Annotated in this window: 19 protein-coding genes; 9 read left to right on the top strand and 10 right to left on the bottom strand. The window is 68.2% G+C overall.

Annotation, left to right across the window (positions count from 1 at the left end; all coding sequences use genetic code 11):
- Positions 1-2 precede the first annotated feature (2 nt).
- From nrdR to N177_RS16085, 4 genes are all read right to left on the bottom strand, one after another.
- Positions 3-485, bottom strand: coding sequence for a transcriptional regulator NrdR (gene nrdR, locus N177_RS16100; RefSeq protein WP_023433452.1), 483 nt, complete (start codon positions 483-485; stop codon positions 3-5).
- A 33-nt stretch (positions 486-518) separates the two neighbouring features.
- A complete protein-coding gene (gene glyA, locus N177_RS16095; protein ID WP_023433451.1) occupies positions 519-1823 on the bottom strand; it encodes a serine hydroxymethyltransferase in 1305 nt (434 codons plus the stop codon).
- A gap of 221 nt (positions 1824-2044) precedes the next feature.
- Entirely contained in the window at positions 2045-2308 is a 264-nt protein-coding gene (locus tag N177_RS16090) for a DUF6898 family protein (protein WP_023433450.1), read from the bottom strand.
- Positions 2308-3567 (bottom strand): L,D-transpeptidase family protein, encoded by a 1260-nt coding sequence (locus N177_RS16085; protein ID WP_425280805.1) that lies wholly within the window; start codon positions 3565-3567, stop codon positions 2308-2310. Before N177_RS16085 ends, N177_RS16090 begins: the two co-directional genes overlap by 1 nt.
- Positions 3568-3979: 412 nt before the next feature.
- Here N177_RS16085 and N177_RS16080 point away from each other — a divergent pair, with 412 nt between their 5' ends.
- Positions 3980-4402 (top strand): CopD family protein, encoded by a 423-nt coding sequence (locus N177_RS16080; RefSeq protein ID WP_023433448.1) that lies wholly within the window; start codon positions 3980-3982, stop codon positions 4400-4402.
- 2 nt (positions 4403-4404) lie between these two features.
- Here N177_RS16080 and N177_RS16075 read toward each other — a convergent pair whose 3' ends face one another.
- Positions 4405-4923, bottom strand: a complete 519-nt coding sequence (locus tag N177_RS16075; RefSeq protein ID WP_023433447.1) for a DUF2231 domain-containing protein — start codon at positions 4921-4923, stop codon at positions 4405-4407.
- A 111-nt stretch (positions 4924-5034) separates the two neighbouring features.
- On the opposite strand from N177_RS16075, the gene N177_RS16070 reads away from it, so the two are divergent.
- Genes N177_RS16070 through N177_RS16055 form a run of 4 tightly spaced genes read left to right on the top strand, consistent with a single transcriptional unit; the run spans position 5035 to position 9760 of the window.
- Positions 5035-5955, top strand: coding sequence for a cytochrome c oxidase subunit II (locus N177_RS16070; protein ID WP_023433446.1), 921 nt, complete (start codon positions 5035-5037; stop codon positions 5953-5955).
- Complete coding sequence (gene ctaD, locus N177_RS16065; protein ID WP_023433445.1) at positions 5952-8462, top strand: cytochrome c oxidase subunit I; 2511 nt, start codon at positions 5952-5954, stop codon at positions 8460-8462. The genes N177_RS16070 and ctaD overlap by 4 nt, the downstream gene beginning before the upstream one ends.
- Positions 8459-8818, top strand: coding sequence for a hypothetical protein (locus tag N177_RS16060; RefSeq protein WP_023433444.1), 360 nt, complete (start codon positions 8459-8461; stop codon positions 8816-8818). The genes ctaD and N177_RS16060 overlap by 4 nt, the downstream gene beginning before the upstream one ends.
- Before the next feature lie 39 nt (positions 8819-8857).
- The gene (locus tag N177_RS16055) at positions 8858-9760 is read left to right on the top strand and encodes a cytochrome c oxidase assembly protein (protein ID WP_081718596.1); all 903 of its coding nucleotides are present in this window, start codon (positions 8858-8860) and stop codon (positions 9758-9760) included.
- Between the two features lie 84 nt (positions 9761-9844).
- Here the strand turns inward: N177_RS16055 and ldtR are convergent, their stop codons facing one another.
- The 3 genes from ldtR to N177_RS16040 all read right to left on the bottom strand — a co-directional run bounded on the left by ldtR (position 9845) and on the right by N177_RS16040 (position 12055).
- The gene (gene ldtR, locus N177_RS16050; protein ID WP_051402458.1) at positions 9845-10351 is read right to left on the bottom strand and encodes a transcriptional regulator LdtR; all 507 of its coding nucleotides are present in this window, start codon (positions 10349-10351) and stop codon (positions 9845-9847) included.
- A 235-nt stretch (positions 10352-10586) separates the two neighbouring features.
- Positions 10587-11015, bottom strand: a complete 429-nt coding sequence (locus N177_RS16045; RefSeq protein ID WP_023433441.1) for a DUF6163 family protein — start codon at positions 11013-11015, stop codon at positions 10587-10589.
- Positions 11015-12055: an enoyl-CoA hydratase/isomerase family protein gene (locus N177_RS16040; RefSeq protein ID WP_023433440.1), complete on the bottom strand. Its 1041-nt coding sequence runs from the start codon at positions 12053-12055 to the stop codon at positions 11015-11017. The genes N177_RS16045 and N177_RS16040 overlap by 1 nt, the downstream gene beginning before the upstream one ends.
- 163 nt (positions 12056-12218) lie before the next feature.
- Here N177_RS16040 and hemB point away from each other — a divergent pair, with 163 nt between their 5' ends.
- From hemB to N177_RS16025, 3 genes are all read left to right on the top strand, one after another.
- A complete protein-coding gene (gene hemB / locus N177_RS16035; protein ID WP_023433438.1) occupies positions 12219-13274 on the top strand; it encodes a porphobilinogen synthase in 1056 nt (351 codons plus the stop codon).
- A gap of 4 nt (positions 13275-13278) precedes the next feature.
- Entirely contained in the window at positions 13279-14529 is a 1251-nt protein-coding gene (locus N177_RS16030; RefSeq protein WP_023433437.1) for a threonine ammonia-lyase, read from the top strand.
- A gap of 70 nt (positions 14530-14599) precedes the next feature.
- Entirely contained in the window at positions 14600-15361 is a 762-nt protein-coding gene (locus N177_RS16025; RefSeq protein ID WP_023433436.1) for an arginyltransferase, read from the top strand.
- Positions 15362-15399: 38 nt separating this feature from the next.
- Here N177_RS16025 and N177_RS16020 read toward each other — a convergent pair whose 3' ends face one another.
- Complete coding sequence (locus N177_RS16020; RefSeq protein WP_023433435.1) at positions 15400-15822, bottom strand: EamA family transporter; 423 nt, start codon at positions 15820-15822, stop codon at positions 15400-15402.
- 233 nt (positions 15823-16055) lie between these two features.
- On the opposite strand from N177_RS16020, the gene N177_RS16015 reads away from it, so the two are divergent.
- The gene (locus N177_RS16015; protein WP_040485951.1) at positions 16056-16664 is read left to right on the top strand and encodes a GNAT family N-acetyltransferase; all 609 of its coding nucleotides are present in this window, start codon (positions 16056-16058) and stop codon (positions 16662-16664) included.
- Between the two features lie 56 nt (positions 16665-16720).
- Here N177_RS16015 and parC read toward each other — a convergent pair whose 3' ends face one another.
- On the bottom strand, positions 16721-18973 hold the full coding sequence (parC, locus tag N177_RS16010; RefSeq protein WP_023433432.1) for a DNA topoisomerase IV subunit A: 2253 nt from the start codon (positions 18971-18973) through the stop codon (positions 16721-16723).
- Positions 18974-19044: the final 71 nt, after the last annotated feature.

Below are 19044 nucleotides of genomic sequence, written 5' to 3'. Positions count from 1 at the left end.
AGCTAGAGGTCCGGCTCGTCCTCGACCGGCTCGCCCGGCTCGGACAATTCGCCAAGAAACTCCTCGAAGTCCTTAGCCTCGCGGAAGTTCTTGTAAACGGAGGCGTAGCGGACATAGGCGACGTCGTCGAGCGACCGCAGGCCCTCCATGACGAGCTTGCCGATCTGGTCGGTCGCGACCTCGCTTTCGCCCGAGCTCTCGAGCCGGCGCACGATGCCGCTGACGAGCCTCTCGACGCGCTCCTGCTCGACGGGCCGCTTGCGCAGGGCGATCTGCACCGACCGCATCAGCTTGTCGCGGTCGAACGGCACCCGCCGTCCCGAGCGCTTCGCGACAGTGAGCTCGCGAAGCTGCACGCGCTCGAACGTCGTGAAGCGGCCGCCGCAGTCCGGGCAGACGCGGCGGCGCCTGATCGCGGCGCTGTCCTCTGCGGGACGGGAGTCCTTCACCTGGGTGGCGAGCGACCCGCAATAGGGACAGCGCATGGCCGTATCTCCGAACGGTTGGGCGTCAGGCCCTCAGTCCGGATAGATGGGGAACCGCCTGCACAGTTCGATCACCTGATCGCGGACTTCTGCCTCGACCTTCTCGTTGCCCTCTTCGCCCGACTCGCGCAAGCCCGTCAGCGTCTGGCCGATCAGCTCGCCGATGTGCCGGAACTCCGCCGCGCCGAAGCCGCGCGTCGTGCCGGCCGGCGTGCCGAGGCGAATACCGGACGTGACGGCGGGCTTCTCGGGGTCGAAGGGGATGCCGTTCTTGTTGCAGGTGATGTGGGCCCGGCTGAGGGCTGCCTCCGCGGCCTTGCCGGTGATCGAGAACGGCCTGAGATCGACAAGCATGAGATGCGTGTCGGTGCCGCCGGCGACGAGGTCGAGCCCCGCCTCGCTCAGCGAGCCGGCGAGGACGCGCGCGTTCTCGATGATCTGGCGCGAATAGGCCTTGAACTCCGGCTGCAGCGCCTCGCCGAACGCGACCGCCTTCGCCGCGATGACGTGCATCAGCGGGCCGCCCTGAAGGCCCGGGAACACCGCCGAGTTGATCTTCTTGGCGATGTCGCCGTCATTCGTCAGCACCATGCCGCCGCGAGGCCCGCGCAGGGTCTTGTGCGTGGTGGTGGTGACGACGTGAGCGTGCGGGATCGGGCTCGGATGAGCGCCCGCCGCGACGAGCCCGGCGATATGGGCCATGTCGACCATCAGGAAGGCCCCGACCGAATCGGCGATCTCGCGGAAGCGGGCGAAGTCGAGCGTCCGCGGGTAGGCAGAGCCGCCGGCGATGATGAGCTTCGGCTTCTCCTCGCGGGCGATGCGCGCCATCTCGTCGTAGTCGATCTGCTGGTCGTCCTCGCGCACCGGATAGGCGACGGGATTGAACCACTTGCCGGACATCGAGACGGGGGCGCCATGCGTCAGGTGACCGCCGGCCGCGAGGCTCAGCCCCATGAACTTGTCGCCGGGCGACAGCAGCGCCATGAAGACGGCGGCGTTCGCCTGTGCGCCCGAGTGGGGCTGCACGTTGACGAACTCGCAGCCGAAGAGCTTCTTCGCGCGGTCGCGCGCCAGCTCCTCCGCCACGTCGACCCACTGGCAGCCGCCATAGTAGCGGCGGCCGGGATAGCCCTCGGCATACTTGTTCGTGAGAACCGACCCCTGCGCCTCCATGACGGCGCGGGAAACGATGTTCTCCGACGCGATCAGCTCGATCTCGTCGCGCTGCCGCGAGAGCTCGCCCCTGATCGCCCGCATGATCTCCGGATCGGTGTCCGCCAGGCTTCCCTCGAAGAAGGTCCTGGTGGCGCTGTCGACTTGCTCTGTGACGGACATGTTCTCCCTTTCGCCAAGTAGCGGCGCCGTTCGCGGCGGCCGGCGGCACTGGCTTCGGCGGACCATCGCCGCCGGCCATCCCAATACAATACGGGCGAGACGGGAGCAAACACAAGCCTGGTATACCAGAGACCCGTATCACCGCAGATAATGCTTGCGGATCAGGGGCTCAGCCGAAAATCGTCGGAGGTGGATGGCCGCTCGCGACAGGCGGTGCAGCCTCAGGCGAGGCGCCCTCGCGATCCCGGGGCAGATGGCTCAGGCTTGTCCGGACGCGATGCGCGGCGCATCTCGAGCTTCCGGCGGGCGAGGCGGACGATGTCGGCCTCGGGAAGGTTCGGAGGCACGACCAGCGTCACCTCATGCCCCGTGGCGGCGTCGATCGCCGCCACCCTCATCTGCCCCCCGAGCACCTGGTACTCGAGGTAGATCTCGCCGGTGGCGGGCGCGTCTCCGGCGGGAGGGCGCCCGCTCCCGCGGTTCATCAGCCGTTCGTCGTCGCGACCGTGGCGGACTGGTTGCCGTCGCGGTCGTAGATGTCGGGACGGAACTGCACGGTGCCGGAATCGTCGGCCCAGGCCGTGATGTAGGAGAAGTAGATCGGCGTGCGGTACTTCAGCGTCACGTCGGCATACTCGCCGCTGCGGACGGCGCCGTCGATGCGGTTGCGGCTCCAGTCCTCGCCGTTCGGGGCGAGCAGCCAGGAGACGAGGTGGCGCACGTTCTGCACCCGCACGCAGCCGGAGGAGTGAAAGCGGTCGTTCGTGCCGAACAGGCTCGTCTGCGGCGTGTCGTGCAGATAGACGGAATGCTCGTTCGGGAAGTTGATCCGGATCGACCCGAGCGAGTTGAAGTCGCCCGGATCCTGCCGCAGCATGTACGCCACGGCCTCGTCGGAATACCAGTCGACCGACTTCGGATCGATCTCGTTGCCGCGCCCGTCATAGATGCGGATCCGGTAATTCGTCAGGTACTCCGGATCCTTCTGCATCTGCGGAATGATGTCCTTGCGGATGATGCTCTTCGGCACCGTCCAGAAGGGGTTGAAGCTGATGTAGTCGATCTGGTCGGTGAGGATCGGGGACGCGCGATCGGGCTTGCCGACGACCGCCGTGTAGCGCCCTGCCACGTAGCCGTTCTCGACCGCCTCGACCTCGGCGGCGGGGATGTTCACGAGGACGTAGCGCTCGCCGAGATCGCCGCCCATCGAGTGCACGCGGACGAGGTTCATCTCGAGCTGCTGGATGCGCTCCTCGACCGACACGTTCATCGCCTCGAGCGTGGAGCCGCCGACGATGCCGTCCGCCAGCAGGCCGTGCCGCTTCTGGAAGCGCTTCACTGCCGCATCGACGTAGGAGTCGAACGTGTCGGCGAGACCGGCCGAGGCGTGCAGGTCTCCGCTCCCGATCAGGCGCTGGCGCAGTGCCGCGACATTCGGGCTCTTCACGCCGACGCGCAGCACCTGGTCGCCGGGGACCCTGCCCCAGCCACCATTATAGGCGATCTGGCGATAGTTCAGGATGGCCTGCTGAATGGAGCCGGCGGTGCGTGGGCTCAGCGTGGGTTGCCTCGCGTCCGCCGTGGCATAGGTGCTCGCGGAGGCCGGATCGAAGCGATCGCTCCACTCGGCCGCCCCCGTGTCGAAGGCCTGCGCCACGCCGACGGGCTGCGCGGGGGCGGCATTGCGGTTGCCGCCCAGCCATGATCCGAAGCCGCTCTGCGCAGCAGCCGGCGCCGCGGCCATGCCGCAGGCGACCACAGACACGAACAGGACGGTCGCGCGCGAGAATGTCTTCGTCATTTTTCTCGTTACCACCTGAGGAGACCATTGAAACTTGACCAGCAGGATCGAAGGTCCTGCGCCACACCTGGCTCGGGCTGTTCGATCCGTACCATGCGCTGGTTAACGAACAGCAATGGATGGTGGCCTGATTAAGGCGCTCGCGAAGATGCTATCTTCCGGTGATCTCGGTTGATTCAAGCCGTTGCAAGGATGACGCACTCGCCCGTTCCGGGCAACCGACACCGCGGCCGGCCCGCGCCTGGCGGATCCGCGGAGCGTACGGCGACCGACAACGCGAGCGGTTGATAGGACGCGCGAGTGCCATAGTTTCCGAAGCACGCTGGTGGTGTCGCAGGCAGGGGGCGTTGGAGCATTGGAAGCCGCTACGGTCTGGCTCAAGGCCATTCACGTCTCGACGATCCTGATCTGGGCGGCGGGGCTCTTCTACCTGCCGGGCCTGTTCGCCGCCCACCACGTGAGGACGGGGGAGCATTTCCGCCGCCTCCGCCTGATGACGCGCCTAACCTATCTCGGCGTGACATCCCCTGCCGCCATCCTGGCGATCGTGTCGGGCGGCGCTCTCATCTATGTGAACGACGCGTATGGCGGCTGGCTCGTCGTCAAGCTGACGCTGGTTGGCATGATGATGGGCTTCCACATCCTGTGCGGGCACATGGTCGACAAGCTGCGCAGCGGGCCGGCGATGTGGTCTCCCGCTGCCCAGCGCGCCCTGATGGTCGTGCCGGCGCTGCTGATCCCAGGCATCCTCGTGATGGTGCTGGGGAAGCCGATATGAGCTCACGCCCTCTGCTCGGCCGCCTCCGCGTCCGCCTCCTCTTCCTCCTCGGTTTCCTCTCCCGTCCCCACGAGATGCTCGAACACAAGATCACCGCCCAGCCAGCCGGCGAGGGCCACCAGAAGCGCGCCCAGAGCGGACAGCGCGATGCCCCACGGGTAGATCGCGGCTTCGTGGTCGGGCAGGCGCATCACCCAGTTCGCCCAGACGACCGAGATCATCACCACCGCCGCGACGAAGTGGTTCCAGGCGGCCGCGCGACGGCGGATGGCCGAGACGGACAGCAGCTCGCCCGTCCCGACGACGCCCGCGATCATCGCGCTGAAGGCGCCTGCCCCCGCAAGCCAGAGCGAGACGCGCGCCCAGAACGGGTCGCCGAGATAGAGATACGCGATGTCGCTCGGCAGCAGCGAGATCACGAAGGCGATCGGGAACGTCACGGTCATCGGGTGCAGCGGATGTTCGAGCAGGGCGATCTTCGTGCCCGTGCCCTTGCTCGTCGTCTCCTTGAAGATTTCCATGTGTTTCCTGCCTTTCGCCGGCGCTGCCGCGGGGTTGGCGCGGCTTTCCCTCGCTCGGTAAATCTGGCGATCTTGCTCGCGGTTCCCCTGGCGGGTTGCACGGGCGGGCCGATGTCGATCCTCGAGCCTGCCAGTCGCGGGGCCGGCGCGGTGGCCGACATCTGGTGGGTGATGTTCTGGGGCGCCCTCGTCGTCCTGGCGATCATGATCGTCCTGGGGCTCTATGCCGCCAGCAGCCGGCCATGGCACGCCGGCAAGGGGCTGACGGCGTTCATCCTCGTCGGCGGGATCGCGTGGCCGACCCTCACCGTCCTCGCTCTCCTCGTCTACGGCCTGTGGCTCGGCGAGGCGCTGCTGCCGCGCGGCGACAGCCGCGAGCCCTACCGGATCGAGGTCGTCGGCCACCAGTGGTGGTGGGAGATCCGTTACCCGCAAGAAGGCGGCGCGACGCTGATCGACGCGAACGAGATCCACGTGCCGGCGGGCCGCCCCGTAGACGTCCACGTCACGAGCGCCGACGTCATCCACAGTTTCTGGATCCCGCGCATGGGCCCGAAGATCGACGCCGTGCCCGGCTACACCAATGTCGTGCGGATCGAGGCCGACGAACCCGGCACCTATCGCGGCCAGTGTTCGGAGTTCTGCGGCCTCCAGCACGCCGGCATGGTGCTGCGCCTCGTCGCCCACGAGGGCGACGGCCATCTCGACCATCTCGAGCGGCTCGGCGGCGGCTCCGCAGAGGGGGCCGACGCGGGAGCCGGAGCCGGCGCCGCCGCCTTCGCCGAGAACTGCAGTGCCTGCCACAGCCTCGACGCGACGCAACCGGCAGCCGATCCAGGCCCGAGCCTCGCCGGCCTCTCCCAACGCGCCTTCCTGGGAGCCGGCGCGATCGCCAACGGCCCGGAAGGGCTGCGGACGTGGCTCTCCTCCCACCAGTCGCTCAAGCCCGGCAACCTGATGCCCACCTTCCATCACCTTGAACCAGAGACGATCGAGGCGATCGCCGCCTTCCTCGAGGAGCGCGGCCGATGAAGAGCGAGACGGAAGCCGTGGAACGCCACGCCCGCCTTTCCAAGGTCTTCGGAACCCCGCCAGGCCTCGGACAGCTCTCCGCAGTCAATCACACGACGGTGGGCTTGCGGTTCATCGTCGCGAGCCTGTTCTTCTTCGTGGTCGCAGGCATCCTGTCGATGCTGATCCGGGCCCAGCTCGCCACGGCGACGAACGACTTCATCGGGCCCGACATCTACAACCAGATCTTCACCGCGCACGGGACACTCATGATGTTCCTGTTCGCGATCCCGCTGATCGAGGGCTTCACGCTCTACCTCCTGCCGAAGCTTCTGGGCTCCCGCGACCTCGCCTTCCCGAGGCTCTCGGCCTACGGCTTCTGGTGCTACCTGTTCGGCGGGTCGATCGTGCTCCTGGCGGTGCTCCTCGGCCACGGGCCCGACAGCGGCTGGTTCATGTACACGCCGCTGTCGAGCGAGCCCTACTCGCCAGGCATCCGCTCCGACATCTGGCTCCTCGGCATCACCTTCGTCGAGATCTCCGCCATTTCCATCGGCGTCGAGATCGTCGTGACGATTCTGAAGGTGCGGACGGCGGGGATGAAGCTCATCTGGATGCCGCTCTTCGGGTGGTACCTGCTGGTGACGGCCTTCATGATCATCGCGGGATTCCCGCCGCTGATCCTCGGCTCGATCCTGCTCGAACTCGAGCGCGCCTTCGGCCTGCCCTTCTTCGACCCGGCGCGGGGCGGCGACTCGATCCTCTGGCAGCACCTTTTCTGGCTGTTCGGCCATCCGGAGGTCTACATCATCTTCCTTCCCGGGGCGGCGCTGATCTCGACGATGGTCCCGCCGCTCGCCCGCCATCCGATCATCGGCTACACGATGATCGTGGCGGCCATCGTCGCGACCGGGGTCATCAGCTTCGGCCTCTGGGTCCACCACATGTACACGGTGGGCATCCCGCATCTCGGCCTCGCCTTCTTCTCGGCCGCCAGCATGCTCGTCGCGGTCCCGACGGGCGTGCAGTTCTTCGCCTGGATCGCGACGCTCTTCGCCGGCCGACCGGCGATGAAGCTGCCGATGCTCTACCTCTTCGGGTTCCTGATCGTCTTCGTCATGGGCGGGCTGACCGGGGTGATGGTGGCGCTCGTGCCGTTCGACTGGCAGGTCCACGACACGCATTTCGTCGTCGCGCACATGCACTACGTGCTGGTCGGCGGGCTCGTCTTTCCGATGCTCGCCGCGGCCTATTACTGGCTTCCGCATGTCAGCGGCCGCGCGCCGTCGGGCAAGCTCGGCGTCTACGCCTTCTGGTTCATCTTCATCGGCTTCAACCTGACCTTCTTCATCATGCACCTGACGGGCCTGCGCGGCATGCCCCGGCGGGTCTACACCTACGAGGCGGGGCTCGGCTGGGACATCCCGAACCTCGTCTCGTCGGTCGGTGGCTTCATCCTGTCGATCGGCTTCGCGATGTTTCTCATGGACATGCTGATCTACTGGCGCCTCGGCCGCCTCTCGCCGCGCAACCCCTGGAAGGCCGACACGCTCGACTGGGCGATGCCGATCCCGTCGCCGACCTACAATTTCGGCAGCCAGCCGGAGATCACGGGGCCCAATCCCCTCTGGAACCAGCCGGATCTCGGCCGCGAGATCGCCGCCGGGAAGCACTATCTCGGCGAGGTGCGCAACGGCTGGCGGGAGACGCTGGCGGTCGACGTGGTGAGCGGCCGGCCGCACTACATCATCCTCCTGCCGGGACCGACATACCTGCCGCTGATCGCCGGGCTGACGACGGCGATCTTCTTCGCCTCCTTCCTGCTCAAGGTCTACTGGATGGCGGCTGTCGGCGCGGGGCTATCCCTCTGCGTCTATCTCGCCTGGGCCTGGGCGAACGGTGCGAAGACGGACCCCGTCCCCGTCGCGGCCAGCCCGAAGGGCGACCTCCTGCCCACCCACACCGGCCTGCCGCAGGCACCTGGATGGTGGGGCCTCGTCTTCACGCTGGTCGCGGACGCGCACCTCTTCGCGTCGCTGATCTTCGGCTTCATCTACCTGAAGACGATCGCGCCGAACTGGCCGCCTCCCTTCGTGCTGGAGGTGAGCCCGCTCCTCCCCGCCCTCGCCATAGGCGGCTGCCTCGTCGGCTATCTCGGCGCGCGCGCCGCGCGGCTGGCCAACGAGGCCGGACGTGAGGGCATGCGGGCGATCGGGCTCGTCGTGAGCTATTTCGGCGGCTTCGCCGCCGCGGCGGCCTTCGTGGCGATTCCCTGGGTCGGGCTCGAGGATCTCACCGCCCATGCCTATGCGGCGGGCATCGCGGCACTCGCCGGCTATGGCGCGTTGCATGCCCTGGTCGGCGGCATCATCTCCGCCTTCGTCGCCACGCGCTGCGCGTGGGGCTACGTCTCTCCCGTCCGCAGCCTCGAGACACGCATCGCGAGCCTGTGGTGGGGCTACACGGCCGTCGCGGCCGTCATCATCGGGATCGCCATGTTCATCGTTCCTGCGGTGCTGCCGTCATGAGCACGAGAGCGATCACCGGCGGCTGGCGCCTGCTCTTCGCCCTCTCCGGCTGGATCGTGTGGGCGGCAGCTTTCGCGGTCCTCTATGCCGTCCAAGGCTATTTCTGCCACTCCGCCGCGACCCTGCCCGACATTCTCGGGCTGCCCGGCCTCACCGTCCTGCTCGTCGTCGTGTGGCTGATCCACCTCGGTGCGATCGGCGTTCTGGAGTGGAAGGCGATCGGGCAGAGCCGGCGAAGGCCCGAGGAAACAGGCGAGATCGTGCTGGCGCGACTATCGCATATCGTCAACGTCACGGCCGCGCTCGCGCTGATCTGGTTCGGTGCGCCGATCCTCGTCCTGCCGCCATGCGGCTGAGGCGTCGGCATCCGGAAGACTGACCGAAGGAGACCGCACATGAGAGGACATCGGATGATCGCCACGGCCGGCCTGACGGCGGCAGCGGCGCTGGCGCCTCTTCCCGCCCTTGCTCAGGCGGAGCCGCCCGGCCTCCTCGAACTCTGCCTCGCGACGGTGCTGCGGCCTGGCGAGGTGTGGCAGGCCTGGAGCTTCTCTCCCTGGGTGGTGGTGCCGCTTCTCGTCGCGCTGGCGCTGTTCCTCCTCGGCCACCGCAGGGCGGACGGGCGGACGGCGGCGTTCCTCGCCGGATGGGGCGTGCTCGTCGTCGCCCTCGTCTCGCCGCTCTGCCGGCTCGCGGCGACGCTCGTGTCCGCGCACATGGCGCAGTTCATGCTGCTCACGATCGTCGCGCCGGCCCTGATCGCACTCGCACGGCCCGGCGAGGCGATGGCGCGGGCCGCAGGCTTCCGGGCAGGCAGCATCACAGGCGGGCGGTGGATGGGCCTCGCGGCCGTCGCATATGGCGCGCTCGTCTGGCTCTGGCACGCCCCGACCGTCTACGAGACCGTCCTCCTCGATCCGACGGCGCATCTCGCGATGTTCGCGCTCGTCGTCGTCGCGTCCGTGTGGTTCTGGAGCGAGCACCTCAACGCGCCGAAGCGGCGGGCGCAGGCGGCGCTTTCGCTCCTCGCGACGGCGGCGCATACCGGCCTGCTGGGCGCCATCCTCACCTTCGCGCCGCAGAGCTTCTATCCGCTGCTATCCGCCGGAGCGGAAGCCTGGCAGCTTTCGCCGCTCGACGACCAGCAGATCGCCGGCCTCGTCATGTGGGTGGTCGGCGGCGCGCTCTATCTCCTCGTCATCGTCCTCCTCGCCTGGCGGATCCTGAGCGACGAGGCCGCGCCGATCGAACATGCTCCGGAGATCGCAATCCCGACGGCGGGTTCGCAGGGGCGCTGACCGAACGGCTGAAGGCCGGCTCCTCGCGGGGCCCAGAAGAGGGACCCGCGACGGCAGCCGGCCGTCAGCATCTCGGCCTCGCCGTCAGAGACGGTAGAGGATCTGGTCCGTCCAGAACCGCTCGAGCTTCTGGAGCGATCGGTTGAGCGTCTGGAAGTCGCTGACGCCCAGGCCCCCGACCTTCTCCATCGAGTAGAGGTGCCGCCGGTAGACCATGTCGACGATGTCGTGCACCTCCTGCCCCTTTTCGGTCAGGCTGATGCGGACCGCGCGCCGGTCGACCGTCGAGCGCTGGTGGTGGATGTAGCCGCCCTCGACCAGTTTCTTCAGGTTGTACGAGACGTTCGACCCGAGATAGTAGCCGCGGGTCCTGAGCTCGCTCGCGGTCACCTCGGAGTCGCCGATATTGTAGAGAAGAAGCGCCTGGACGCTGTTGACATCGTTGCGACCGCGCCGGTCGAACTCGTCCTTGATCACGTCCAGCAGCCGACGGTGGAGGCGCTCGACCAGCGTCAGCGCCTCCATGTAGTGGGGCCGAAGCTCCTCTTCGTTGGCTTCGGTCTCGTGAGTGCGCGCACCGGCGACAGCCATGCCCATGTCTCAAGCCTCTCTGTTCAACGTGCCCTGTGGTGGTTTTTCCCACCGTTGAGACAGAGAATAGGCCGAGGCCGCTAAGAGCGGTTTAAAAGGCAGCCTTAAATTTCGATAAAGTGCAGATTTTCTAATAGTTTACTGTTCGCTCCAAGCGGTGCGGGTCATATCGGGAACATCAACTTCGCGGTTACCATCCCCGCGGCCGCGGGGATTGCCTCCGGACCCGCCCGCGCTAATCCTCGGGCAGGCGCAGAACCTCGCCGGTGTTGCCCGGCGAGCCCGACCACCAGGCCAGACCGATATAGACGAGGATCGTGCCGGCGTGGAACACGGTCGTCGGCCAGCTCTGGCCGAAGAGCTCCGTGAAGCCGTTCATCATCACGAGCTCGGCCACCGCGCAGAACAGCCACGCGGCGACACCCCAGGAAGCTCCGAACCAGAGGCCGAGCGCGGCTGCGAGTTCGACGACGGCGAAATAGATGTGTGCGACCTGCCAGTGCGTCGGCGCCGCCCCGAAGTCCCCCGTCAGGCCGATGATCATCGCCCAGTGGTTGAGCCCGCTGACGAAGTAGTAGACGGCCAGCGCCCGCATGTACCACAGCAGGATGCCGGCGGGTGAAAGCTTGCCCCTGCGGGGAAGACGGATGGTTCGCATCGCCATCAGGGCAGCGGCAGTTCGCCATCGGGCAACGGCGCGAAGTGCCGGTCGAGCTCGTCCTCCGACACCTCGTCCAGGGTCGCGGGGCTCCAGGCTGGAGCGTTGTCCTTGTCGATCAGCACGGCGCGAATGCCTTCATAGAAGTCGTGGCCTCGAAGGAGGCGGCTGGTCACGCGGAACTCCGTCCGCATGCATGTCTCGAAGTCCATATCCGCCCCCATGCGAACGAGACGCAAAGCGAGCTTCAGGCTCGTCGGACTGCGCTTGCGGATCGCGCCGGCGGCCCCTGCCGCGAAGGCGTCGTTGCCGTCCGCGTCGAGACGCCGGAGAATCTCCTCCACGGTGTCGGCGGCAAAGCAGCGCTCGATCGTGGCCATTTGATGGGAGAGCGGCGCCTCGGGCGCAGGCCTGGCGAATTCCTCGACCACCGCCTCGACCTCGCCGCGCTCCGCCAGCTCGTCGAGCAGGGCCACGAAGGCGGCCGCCGGCACGGCGTGTGTGAGAGCGCCGCAATAAAGCGCGTCGGCCTGTCCGAGGCGGGCCCCGGTCAGGGCGAGATAGGTGCCGAGCTTCCCCGGCATGCGCGGCAGGAAGAAGGTGGCGCCCACGTCTGGAAAGAGGCCGATACCCGTCTCGGGCATGGCGAAGAGCGTGCGCTCGCCGCCGAGGCGGTGGGAGCCGTGGACGCAGATGCCCGCTCCGCCGCCCATCACGACGCCGTCGATCAGCGCGACATAGGGCTTCGGGAAGCGCTTCACGGCGGCGTTGTTGCGATACTCCTCCCGGAAGAGATCGAGCGCGCCAGGATGCCCTGCCCGGCCGAGCTCGTAGGTGGCGCGGATGTCGCCGCCCGCACAGAAGGCACGCTCGCCCGTCGCGCGCACGACCACGAGGCGCACCCCCTCGTCCCGCGCCCACTCCTCCAGAGCCGCCCGCATCGCCCTGCACATCTCCCCCGTGAGCGCGTGCAGCGCCTTCGGGCGGTTCAGCGTGACGATGCCGGCGACGCCACGGCGTTCGAAGAGAATGTGGGGTTCGTCCATGGGTGCGGCTGCCTCCCGTGACCCCGAGAAGGTGCAGAATCGCCGGGGCCCGTCAAGGACGGCCCTCCTGCGGCACCCGGCGGGTCGCGCCGCCTTCCGGCGTCGGTGCCTCGCGTGCTAGCGTGCGGCGCATCTCAAGAGAGCGGAAGAGGAGAGGCCGGAAGTGGAAGCGCGGCGCGCGGACCATCATCATGTTGCGGCGACGAGCCAGGAGGAGCAGGCGCCCGCGCGCGTCACCCGCCATGTCCGGCCGCGGCGAAACAGGCGTGCCGACTGGGTGCGGCGCCTCGTGCGCGAGCACGAGCTGTCGCCCTCCGACCTCATCTGGCCGTTCTTCGTGACGGAAGGCAAAGGTGTCCGCGAGCCCGTAGCCTCCATGCCCTCGGTCTTCCGCCATTCGATCGACGAGGCGGTGAAGGCGGTGAAGGAAGCCGCCGGGCTCGGCGTGCCCGCGGTGGCGGTCTTCCCCTACACCACGGCCTCGCTGCGCGACGAGCGCGGCAGCGAGGCCCTGAACGCCGACAACCTCGTCTGCCGCACCGTGCGCGCCATCAAGGACGCCGTGCCGGAAATCGGCATCATCACCGACGTCGCGCTCGATCCTTACACGAGCCACGGGCATGACGGCCTGATCAGGGACGGCTGCATCCTCAACGACGAGACGGTCGAGGTGCTCGCCCGTCAGGCCCAGGTCCAGGCGGAGGCCGGTGCCGACGTGGTGGCACCCTCCGACATGATGGACGGGCGCGTGGCGGCCATCCGGGAAGCGCTCGAGGAGTGCGGGCTCCACGAGACGCAGATCATGTCGTACACGGCCAAGTACGCCTCGGGCTATTACGGCCCGTTCCGCGACGCGATCGGCTCGGCCTCGGCGCTGCGCGGCGACAAGCGCACCTACCAGATGGATCCGGCGAATTCCGACGAGGCGATCCGGGAGGCCGAGCTCGACATCGCGGAAGGCGCCGACATGCTCATGGTGAAGCCCGGGATGCCGTATCTCGACATCCTCAGGCGGCTGAAGGACACCTTCGCCATGCCGACCTTCGCCTACCAGGTGTCCGGCGAGTACGCGATGCTCGCGGCCGCCTTCCAGAACGGCTGGCTCGACCACGACCGCATCGTCCTCGAGACACTCACGTGCTTCAAGCGGGCGGGCGCCGACGGCATCCTCACCTACTTCGCGCTCGATGCCGCGCGTCTCCTGAACGACCGGACCTGACGCCATGCAGACAGATCTGACCGCCGCGCTGCCGGTCTCATTCGACGACGTGCGCGCCGCCTCCGCCGCGATCGACGGCCTCGTCATCCGGACGCCCACCCTCCCTTCGCCACGCCTCTCCGCCGCGACGGGCGCGAGCGTCTTCGTCAAGTACGAGACGCTCCAGGCGACGGGCTCCTTCAAGGACCGCGGGGCCGCGAACCGCCTCCTGCACCTCACCGAGGACGAGCGCCGCCGTGGCGTCGTCACGCTGTCGGCCGGCAACCATGCGCAGGCCGTGGCCTTCCGATCGAGCGAGCTCGGCGTGCCGGCGACGATCGTCATGCCCGTGACGACGCCGTCGGTGAAGGTCGCGCGCACCGAAGCGTACGGCGCGAGGGTCAAGCTCGAGGGCGAGACGATCGCCGAGTGCCAGGAAGCGGTCCGCGCGCTCATGGAGGCCGAGGGGCTGACGCTCGTCCACCCGTATGACGACCCGCTGGTGATGGCGGGCCAGGGCACGGTCGGCATCGAGATGCTGGCCGCCGCGCCGGAGCTCGACTGCATCGTCGTGCCGGTCGGCGGCGGCGGGCTCATCTCGGGGGTCGCGGTGGCCGCGAAGGCCATCAACCCGGACATCGAGATCATCGGCGTGGAGGTCGCGGGCTTTCCCTCGATGGTCGCCGCGCTCAGGGGCGAGGCCGCGCAATGCGGCGGCGACACGCTGGCCGAGGGCATCGCCGTCAAGAACGTCTCGGCCACGGCGGTCGAGATCGCGCGTCACCTCGTGAGCGACGTCGTCACCGTCGAGGAAGACCATATCGAGGGCGCCATCTACGCCTTCCTCGTCCAGCAGCACACGCTCGCCGAGGGCGCCGGCGCCGCCTCGCTCGCGGCCCTCTCTGCGCAGCCGGAGCGTTTCGCGGGCCGCCGGGTGGGTCTCATCCTCACGGGCGGCAACATCGATCCCCGTCTCCTCTCGGCCATCACCGTGCGCGCGCTCGAGAGGGCCGACCAGGTGGTGGGTCTGCGGGTGACGGTGCGCGACCGTCCGGGCGAGCTCGCCCGCGTGACGGAGATCATCGGCCGCGAGAAGGCGAACATCCTCGAGGTTTCGCACCACCGCATGCTCCTGAACGTGCCGGCGATGCGGGTGACGATCGACCTCGCGCTCGAGACCCGTGACAAGGCGCACGCCGAGCGGCTCGTCGGCGCATTGAAGGCGGCGGGGATGTCGGTGAGCTATATCGATCCGTTCACCGCCGCGGTCTCCTGACCCCTCCCGGAGCGGGTGCGCCTGCGCTATCTTGTGGTGCGAGGGCGGACCCAATCTTCGAGGCTTCCACGTGAGCGAACTCCCGCGAAGCACACCGCAATTCTACCTGACGGCGCCGACGGCGTGCCCGTATCTGCCCAACAAGTACGAGCGCAAGGTCTTCACCCACCTCGTCGGCGACAAGGCATCCCCGCTCAACGACATCCTCACCCAGGGCGGCTTCCGGCGCAGCCAGAACATCGCCTACCGGCCGGCCTGCGACCGTTGCCGGGCCTGCGTGTCGGTGCGCATCATGGTGGACGCGTTCGAGCCGTCGCGCTCCCACCGCCGCGTCCTCAACCGCAACAAGGACATCCTGGGACAGGCGTTCCAGCCGCGCCCGACGGCGGAGCAGTACTCGCTCTTCCGGGATTATCTCGACGCGCGCCACGCCGAGGGCGGCATGGCCGACATGAGCGTTCTCGACTACGCGATGATGGTCGAGGACACCTATGTCGACACCGAGGTCGTGGAGTATCGCAGGATCGGCCCGGACACGTTCATCACGGGACGCGGCGAGGGGCCGGTCCTGGCCGTGGCGCTCACCGACCGCCTCTCCGACGGCCTCTCGATGGTCTACTCCTTCTACGACCCGGAGCTTGCCGAACGGAGCCTCGGCACGTTCATGATTCTCGACCACATCGAACGCGCGCGGCGCCTGGGGCTTCCTTACGTCTATCTCGGCTACTGGGTGAAGGGCTCGCCGAAGATGGGCTACAAGTCGAAGTTCCTGCCGCAGGAGCACCTGATGCCCGAGGGCTGGACCCGCGTCGACACGCTCGACGGGGAGTAGCGCGAAGAAAGTCCCGCGGCGGCGTCTGGCGCCCCGCCCTACCCCCTGTAGGCCACCAGCATCGCCCCGCCGGCAATCATGACGACGCCGATCCAGTTCGGCAGGCTCAGCTCCTCGCCGAGGAAGACGACGCCGAAGACGGCGACGAGCACGACGCTCAGCTTGTCGATCGGCTGCACGCGTGCCGCGTCGCCGAGCTTCAGCGCGCGGAAGTAGCAGATCCATGACGCGCCGGTCGCGAGGCCGGAGAGGAGCAGGAAGGCGTAGCTCCTCGGCGAGATGGACGAAAGCGCCTGGAACTGCCTGGTCGCCCCCACGATCACCAGGAGGGCGAGGAGGATCACGGCCGTCCTGACGAGCGTCGCGAAGTCGGCGTTGACGTTCTCGACGCCCACCTTCGCGAATATCGCCGTCAGCGCCGCGAAGCCCGCCGAAAGAAGCGCCCAGACCTGCCAGGTCATTCCGGTCCCTTCACGCGCACGTCACGACACGTTCCACCGTGCCGAGTCCGCCGAGCCTACCGTCCTTCCACGACCGCTGGAAGCGGCCCCCTTCGGCCCGGCGGCGCTGGTCCTCGCCCGTCTGGCACATACGCCCCGCTCGCGGCACCTCCGCCCCTGATGCGCCGGATGCGGGCCGGCTAGGATGGGGGAGCCTTCGGAACATCGCCGAGGGCGACAGAAGGAGTCCGACCATGGCGACCCAGGATACGGTGAGCCTGCGCGCTGCCGTGCGCGAGGACGCGCGGCTGCTCGCAAGACTGATCGACATCGCCGGCGAGGGCATTCCGAGCTGGCTATGGTCGCAAGGGGCCGCTCCCGGGCAGTCGCCGCTGGATTACGGCACGGAGCGCGCCTGCCGCGAGACCGGCGGGTTCTCCTATCGCAACGCTACCGTCGCCGAATTCCGCGGCACGCCTGTCGGCATGATGCTGGGCTACGTCATCCCCGAGCCTTCGGACGAGGAACGGCGGGAGGTGGCATCGCTGCCCGCTCCGATCCGTCCGTTCGTCGAGCTCGAGCACCGCGCGGTGGGCACATTCTACGTCAACGCGGTCGCGGTGCTGCCGGACCGCCGTGGACTGGGGATCGGCGCAAAGCTCCTGCGGGCGGCGGAAGCCTCAGCCCGGCATGCCGAAGCGCCCGAAACGAGCATCCAGGTCTACTCGCAGAACGCCGGCGCCGTCCGCCTCTACGAGCGGTTCGGCTTCCGCATCGTCGACCGCACGCCCGTGATCCTGCACCCCTGCCCGCCGCACCACGACGAGGACGTGCTCCTGATGACGAAGAGCGTCCTGGCCTGAGCCGGAGCGCCGTGCGTTGCAGCAGACGGCGGCCACGCCAGCGGCACCGATCGCTCCTACTCCTTCGCGCCGAACCTGTTCGTGCGGGGGAAGCCCTTCGGCGCCATGCGCCCGGCCTGGGCGCGATCGCCCCTCCACTCCACGAGATCGCTCACCGTCCAGGTGCGGCCGGAGGAATCGAGCCAGGTCAGCCCGTCCTCGGACCGGAACACCTTGAGGTCGGCCAAGCCGCCATCCTTGTAGCGCTGCAGGCGCACGCCCTTGCCGCGCGTCATCTCCGGCACCTGGGCGAGCGGGAAGACGAGGAGCTTGCGGTTCTCGCCGACGACGGCGACCGTATCGCCTGCGGCCGGCGCGCAGATCTTCGCCTCGTCCGGCGCCGTCACGTTCAGCACCTGCCGGCCCGTCCGCTTCATCGCCACGACCTCCTTCTCCGGCACGACGAAGCCGCGGCCGTCGGTGGCCACCACGATCAGCTTGCGCTTGGGCTCGTGCACGAAGGCGGTGACGATGTCCTGGCTCTCGCCGAGATCGACCATCAGCCGTAACGGCTCGCCGTGCCCCCGGCCGCCCGGCAGCTTGTCGGCGCCGAGCGTGAAGAACCGGCCGTCGGTGGCGAAGAGCAGGATCTTGTCGGTCGTCTGGCAGCGGATCGCGAACTTCAGGCTGTCGCCGGTCTTGAAGGCCACGCTCGAGAGGTCCGCGACGTGGCCCTTCAGCGCGCGGATCCAGCCCTTCTCGGAGAGGATCACCGTCACCGGCTCCTTCTCGATCAGGGCTTCCTTCAGCTCCGCCGCGAGCTCGGAGAACGGTGCCTCCGCCTCGTCGAGGATCACGGTCCTGCGGCGGCCGAGCTCGGTGCCGGGACCGAAGCGGTCGCGGATCGACCTGACCTCCTCCCCGACACGCCGCCACTGCCTGTCCTCGGAGGCCACGAGCTCCTGAAGCTCCACCTGCTCGGCGGAGAGGCGGTCGTGCTCGGTCCGGATCTCCATCTCCTCGAGCTTCCGCAGCGAGCGCAGGCGCATGTTCAGGATCGCTTCCGCCTGAACGTCGCTCAGCGAGAAGGTGCGCATCAGCTCCTGCTTCGGCTCGTCCTCCTCGCGGATGATGCGGATCACCTCGTCGAGGTTCAGGTAGGCGATGAGGTAGCCGCCCAGGACCTCGAGCCGGTGCGCGATCTTGCCGAGCCGGTGGTGGGTGCGCCGTAGAAGCACCTCGCGCCGGTGGTCGAGCCAGTGCCGCAGCACCTCGACGAGGCCGAGGACCCGCGGCACGCGGCCGTCGGTCAGGACGTTCATGTTGAGCGGGATCTTCGCCTCGAGATCCGTGAGCCGGAATAGCGAGGCCATCAGAAGCTCGGGCTCCACGGTCCGCGACCGCGGCTCGAGAACCACGCGCACGTCCTCCGTCGACTCGTCTCGCACATCCGCGAGCAGCGGCAGCTTGCGTGAGGTCAGAAGCTCCGCGATGCGCTCGATCAGGCGGCTCTTCTGCACCTGATAGGGGATCTCGGTGACGACGATCGCCCAGGTGCCGCGTCCCGTGTCCTCCTTCTCCCACTTCGCCCGCACCCGGAACGAGCCGCGTCCCGTCCGGTAGGCCTCCGTGATCGCCTCGCGCCCGTCGACGATCGTTCCGCCGGTCGGCAGGTCGGGGCCCTTCACCATGTCGAGCAGCTTCTCGACGCGGGCGTTGGGGTGCTTGATGAGGTGGAGCGCCGCCTCGCACAGCTCGGCCGCATTGTGCGGCGGGATGTTCGTCGCCATGCCGACGGCGATACCGGCCGAGCCGTTGGCGAGGAGGTTCGGGAGGGCGCCCGGCAGGACGACCGGCTCGCGCTCCTCGCCGTCATAGGTCTCGCGGAAGTCGACGGCGTCCTCGTCGATGCCCTCGAGCAGGAGCTGCGCCACCTCGGTCAGCCGCGCCTCGGTGTAGCGCATGGCCGCGGCGCTATCGCCGTCGATATTGCCGAAATTGCCCTGCCCGTCGACGAGCGGGTAGCGCACGGAGAAGTCCTGCGCGAGACGCACCATCGCGTCGTAGATCGCCTGGTCGCCGTGGGGGTGGAACTTACCCATGACGTCGCCGACGACGCGGGCGCACTTCTTGAAGCCCGCGTCGGGATCGAGCTTCAGCAGGCGCATCGCGTATAGCAGCCGCCGGTGCACGGGCTTCAGCCCGTCGCGCACGTCCGGCAGCGCGCGGTGCATGATGGTCGACAGGGCATAGGAGAGGTAGCGCTCTTCGAGCGCCGACTTCAGGTCGATCGGCTCGACCCCACCCTCGGGAAGAACATGGTCGCTCATATGCGCCTTCTAGCTCAATGGGCGAGCGAGGGGGAGTGCGGAAACGATCAACTCCGCAAGGTCACCCCCTG

The sequence above is a fragment of the Lutibaculum baratangense AMV1 genome (assembly GCF_000496075.1).
Taxonomy (GTDB): Bacteria; Pseudomonadota; Alphaproteobacteria; order Rhizobiales; family Tepidamorphaceae; genus Lutibaculum; species Lutibaculum baratangense.
Note: the sequence above shows the minus strand (reverse complement) of the source record. Positions and strands in the feature narration are given on the sequence as shown.

Coding starts and splice junctions, on each gene's coding strand:
- ctaD (WP_023433445.1), top strand. CDS start 5,952: ATGAAGAGCGAGACGGAAGCCGTGGAACGCCACGCCCGCCTTTCCAAG.
- N177_RS16060 (WP_023433444.1), top strand. CDS start 8,459: ATGAGCACGAGAGCGATCACCGGCGGCTGGCGCCTGCTCTTCGCCCTC.
- N177_RS16045 (WP_023433441.1), bottom strand. CDS start 11,015: ATGGCGATGCGAACCATCCGTCTTCCCCGCAGGGGCAAGCTTTCACCC.
- N177_RS16085 (WP_425280805.1), bottom strand. CDS start 3,567: ATGGCCGCGGCGCCGGCTGCTGCGCAGAGCGGCTTCGGATCATGGCTG.
- N177_RS16090 (WP_023433450.1), bottom strand. CDS start 2,308: ATGAACCGCGGGAGCGGGCGCCCTCCCGCCGGAGACGCGCCCGCCACC.
- N177_RS16030 (WP_023433437.1), top strand. CDS start 13,279: ATGCAGACAGATCTGACCGCCGCGCTGCCGGTCTCATTCGACGACGTG.
- N177_RS16075 (WP_023433447.1), bottom strand. CDS start 4,923: ATGGAAATCTTCAAGGAGACGACGAGCAAGGGCACGGGCACGAAGATC.
- N177_RS16040 (WP_023433440.1), bottom strand. CDS start 12,055: ATGGACGAACCCCACATTCTCTTCGAACGCCGTGGCGTCGCCGGCATC.
- parC (WP_023433432.1), bottom strand. CDS start 18,973: ATGAGCGACCATGTTCTTCCCGAGGGTGGGGTCGAGCCGATCGACCTG.
- N177_RS16020 (WP_023433435.1), bottom strand. CDS start 15,822: ATGACCTGGCAGGTCTGGGCGCTTCTTTCGGCGGGCTTCGCGGCGCTG.
- N177_RS16055 (WP_081718596.1), top strand. CDS start 8,858: ATGAGAGGACATCGGATGATCGCCACGGCCGGCCTGACGGCGGCAGCG.
- nrdR (WP_023433452.1), bottom strand. CDS start 485: ATGCGCTGTCCCTATTGCGGGTCGCTCGCCACCCAGGTGAAGGACTCC.
- N177_RS16015 (WP_040485951.1), top strand. CDS start 16,056: ATGGCGACCCAGGATACGGTGAGCCTGCGCGCTGCCGTGCGCGAGGAC.
- N177_RS16070 (WP_023433446.1), top strand. CDS start 5,035: ATGTCGATCCTCGAGCCTGCCAGTCGCGGGGCCGGCGCGGTGGCCGAC.
- ldtR (WP_051402458.1), bottom strand. CDS start 10,351: ATGGCTGTCGCCGGTGCGCGCACTCACGAGACCGAAGCCAACGAAGAG.
- glyA (WP_023433451.1), bottom strand. CDS start 1,823: ATGTCCGTCACAGAGCAAGTCGACAGCGCCACCAGGACCTTCTTCGAG.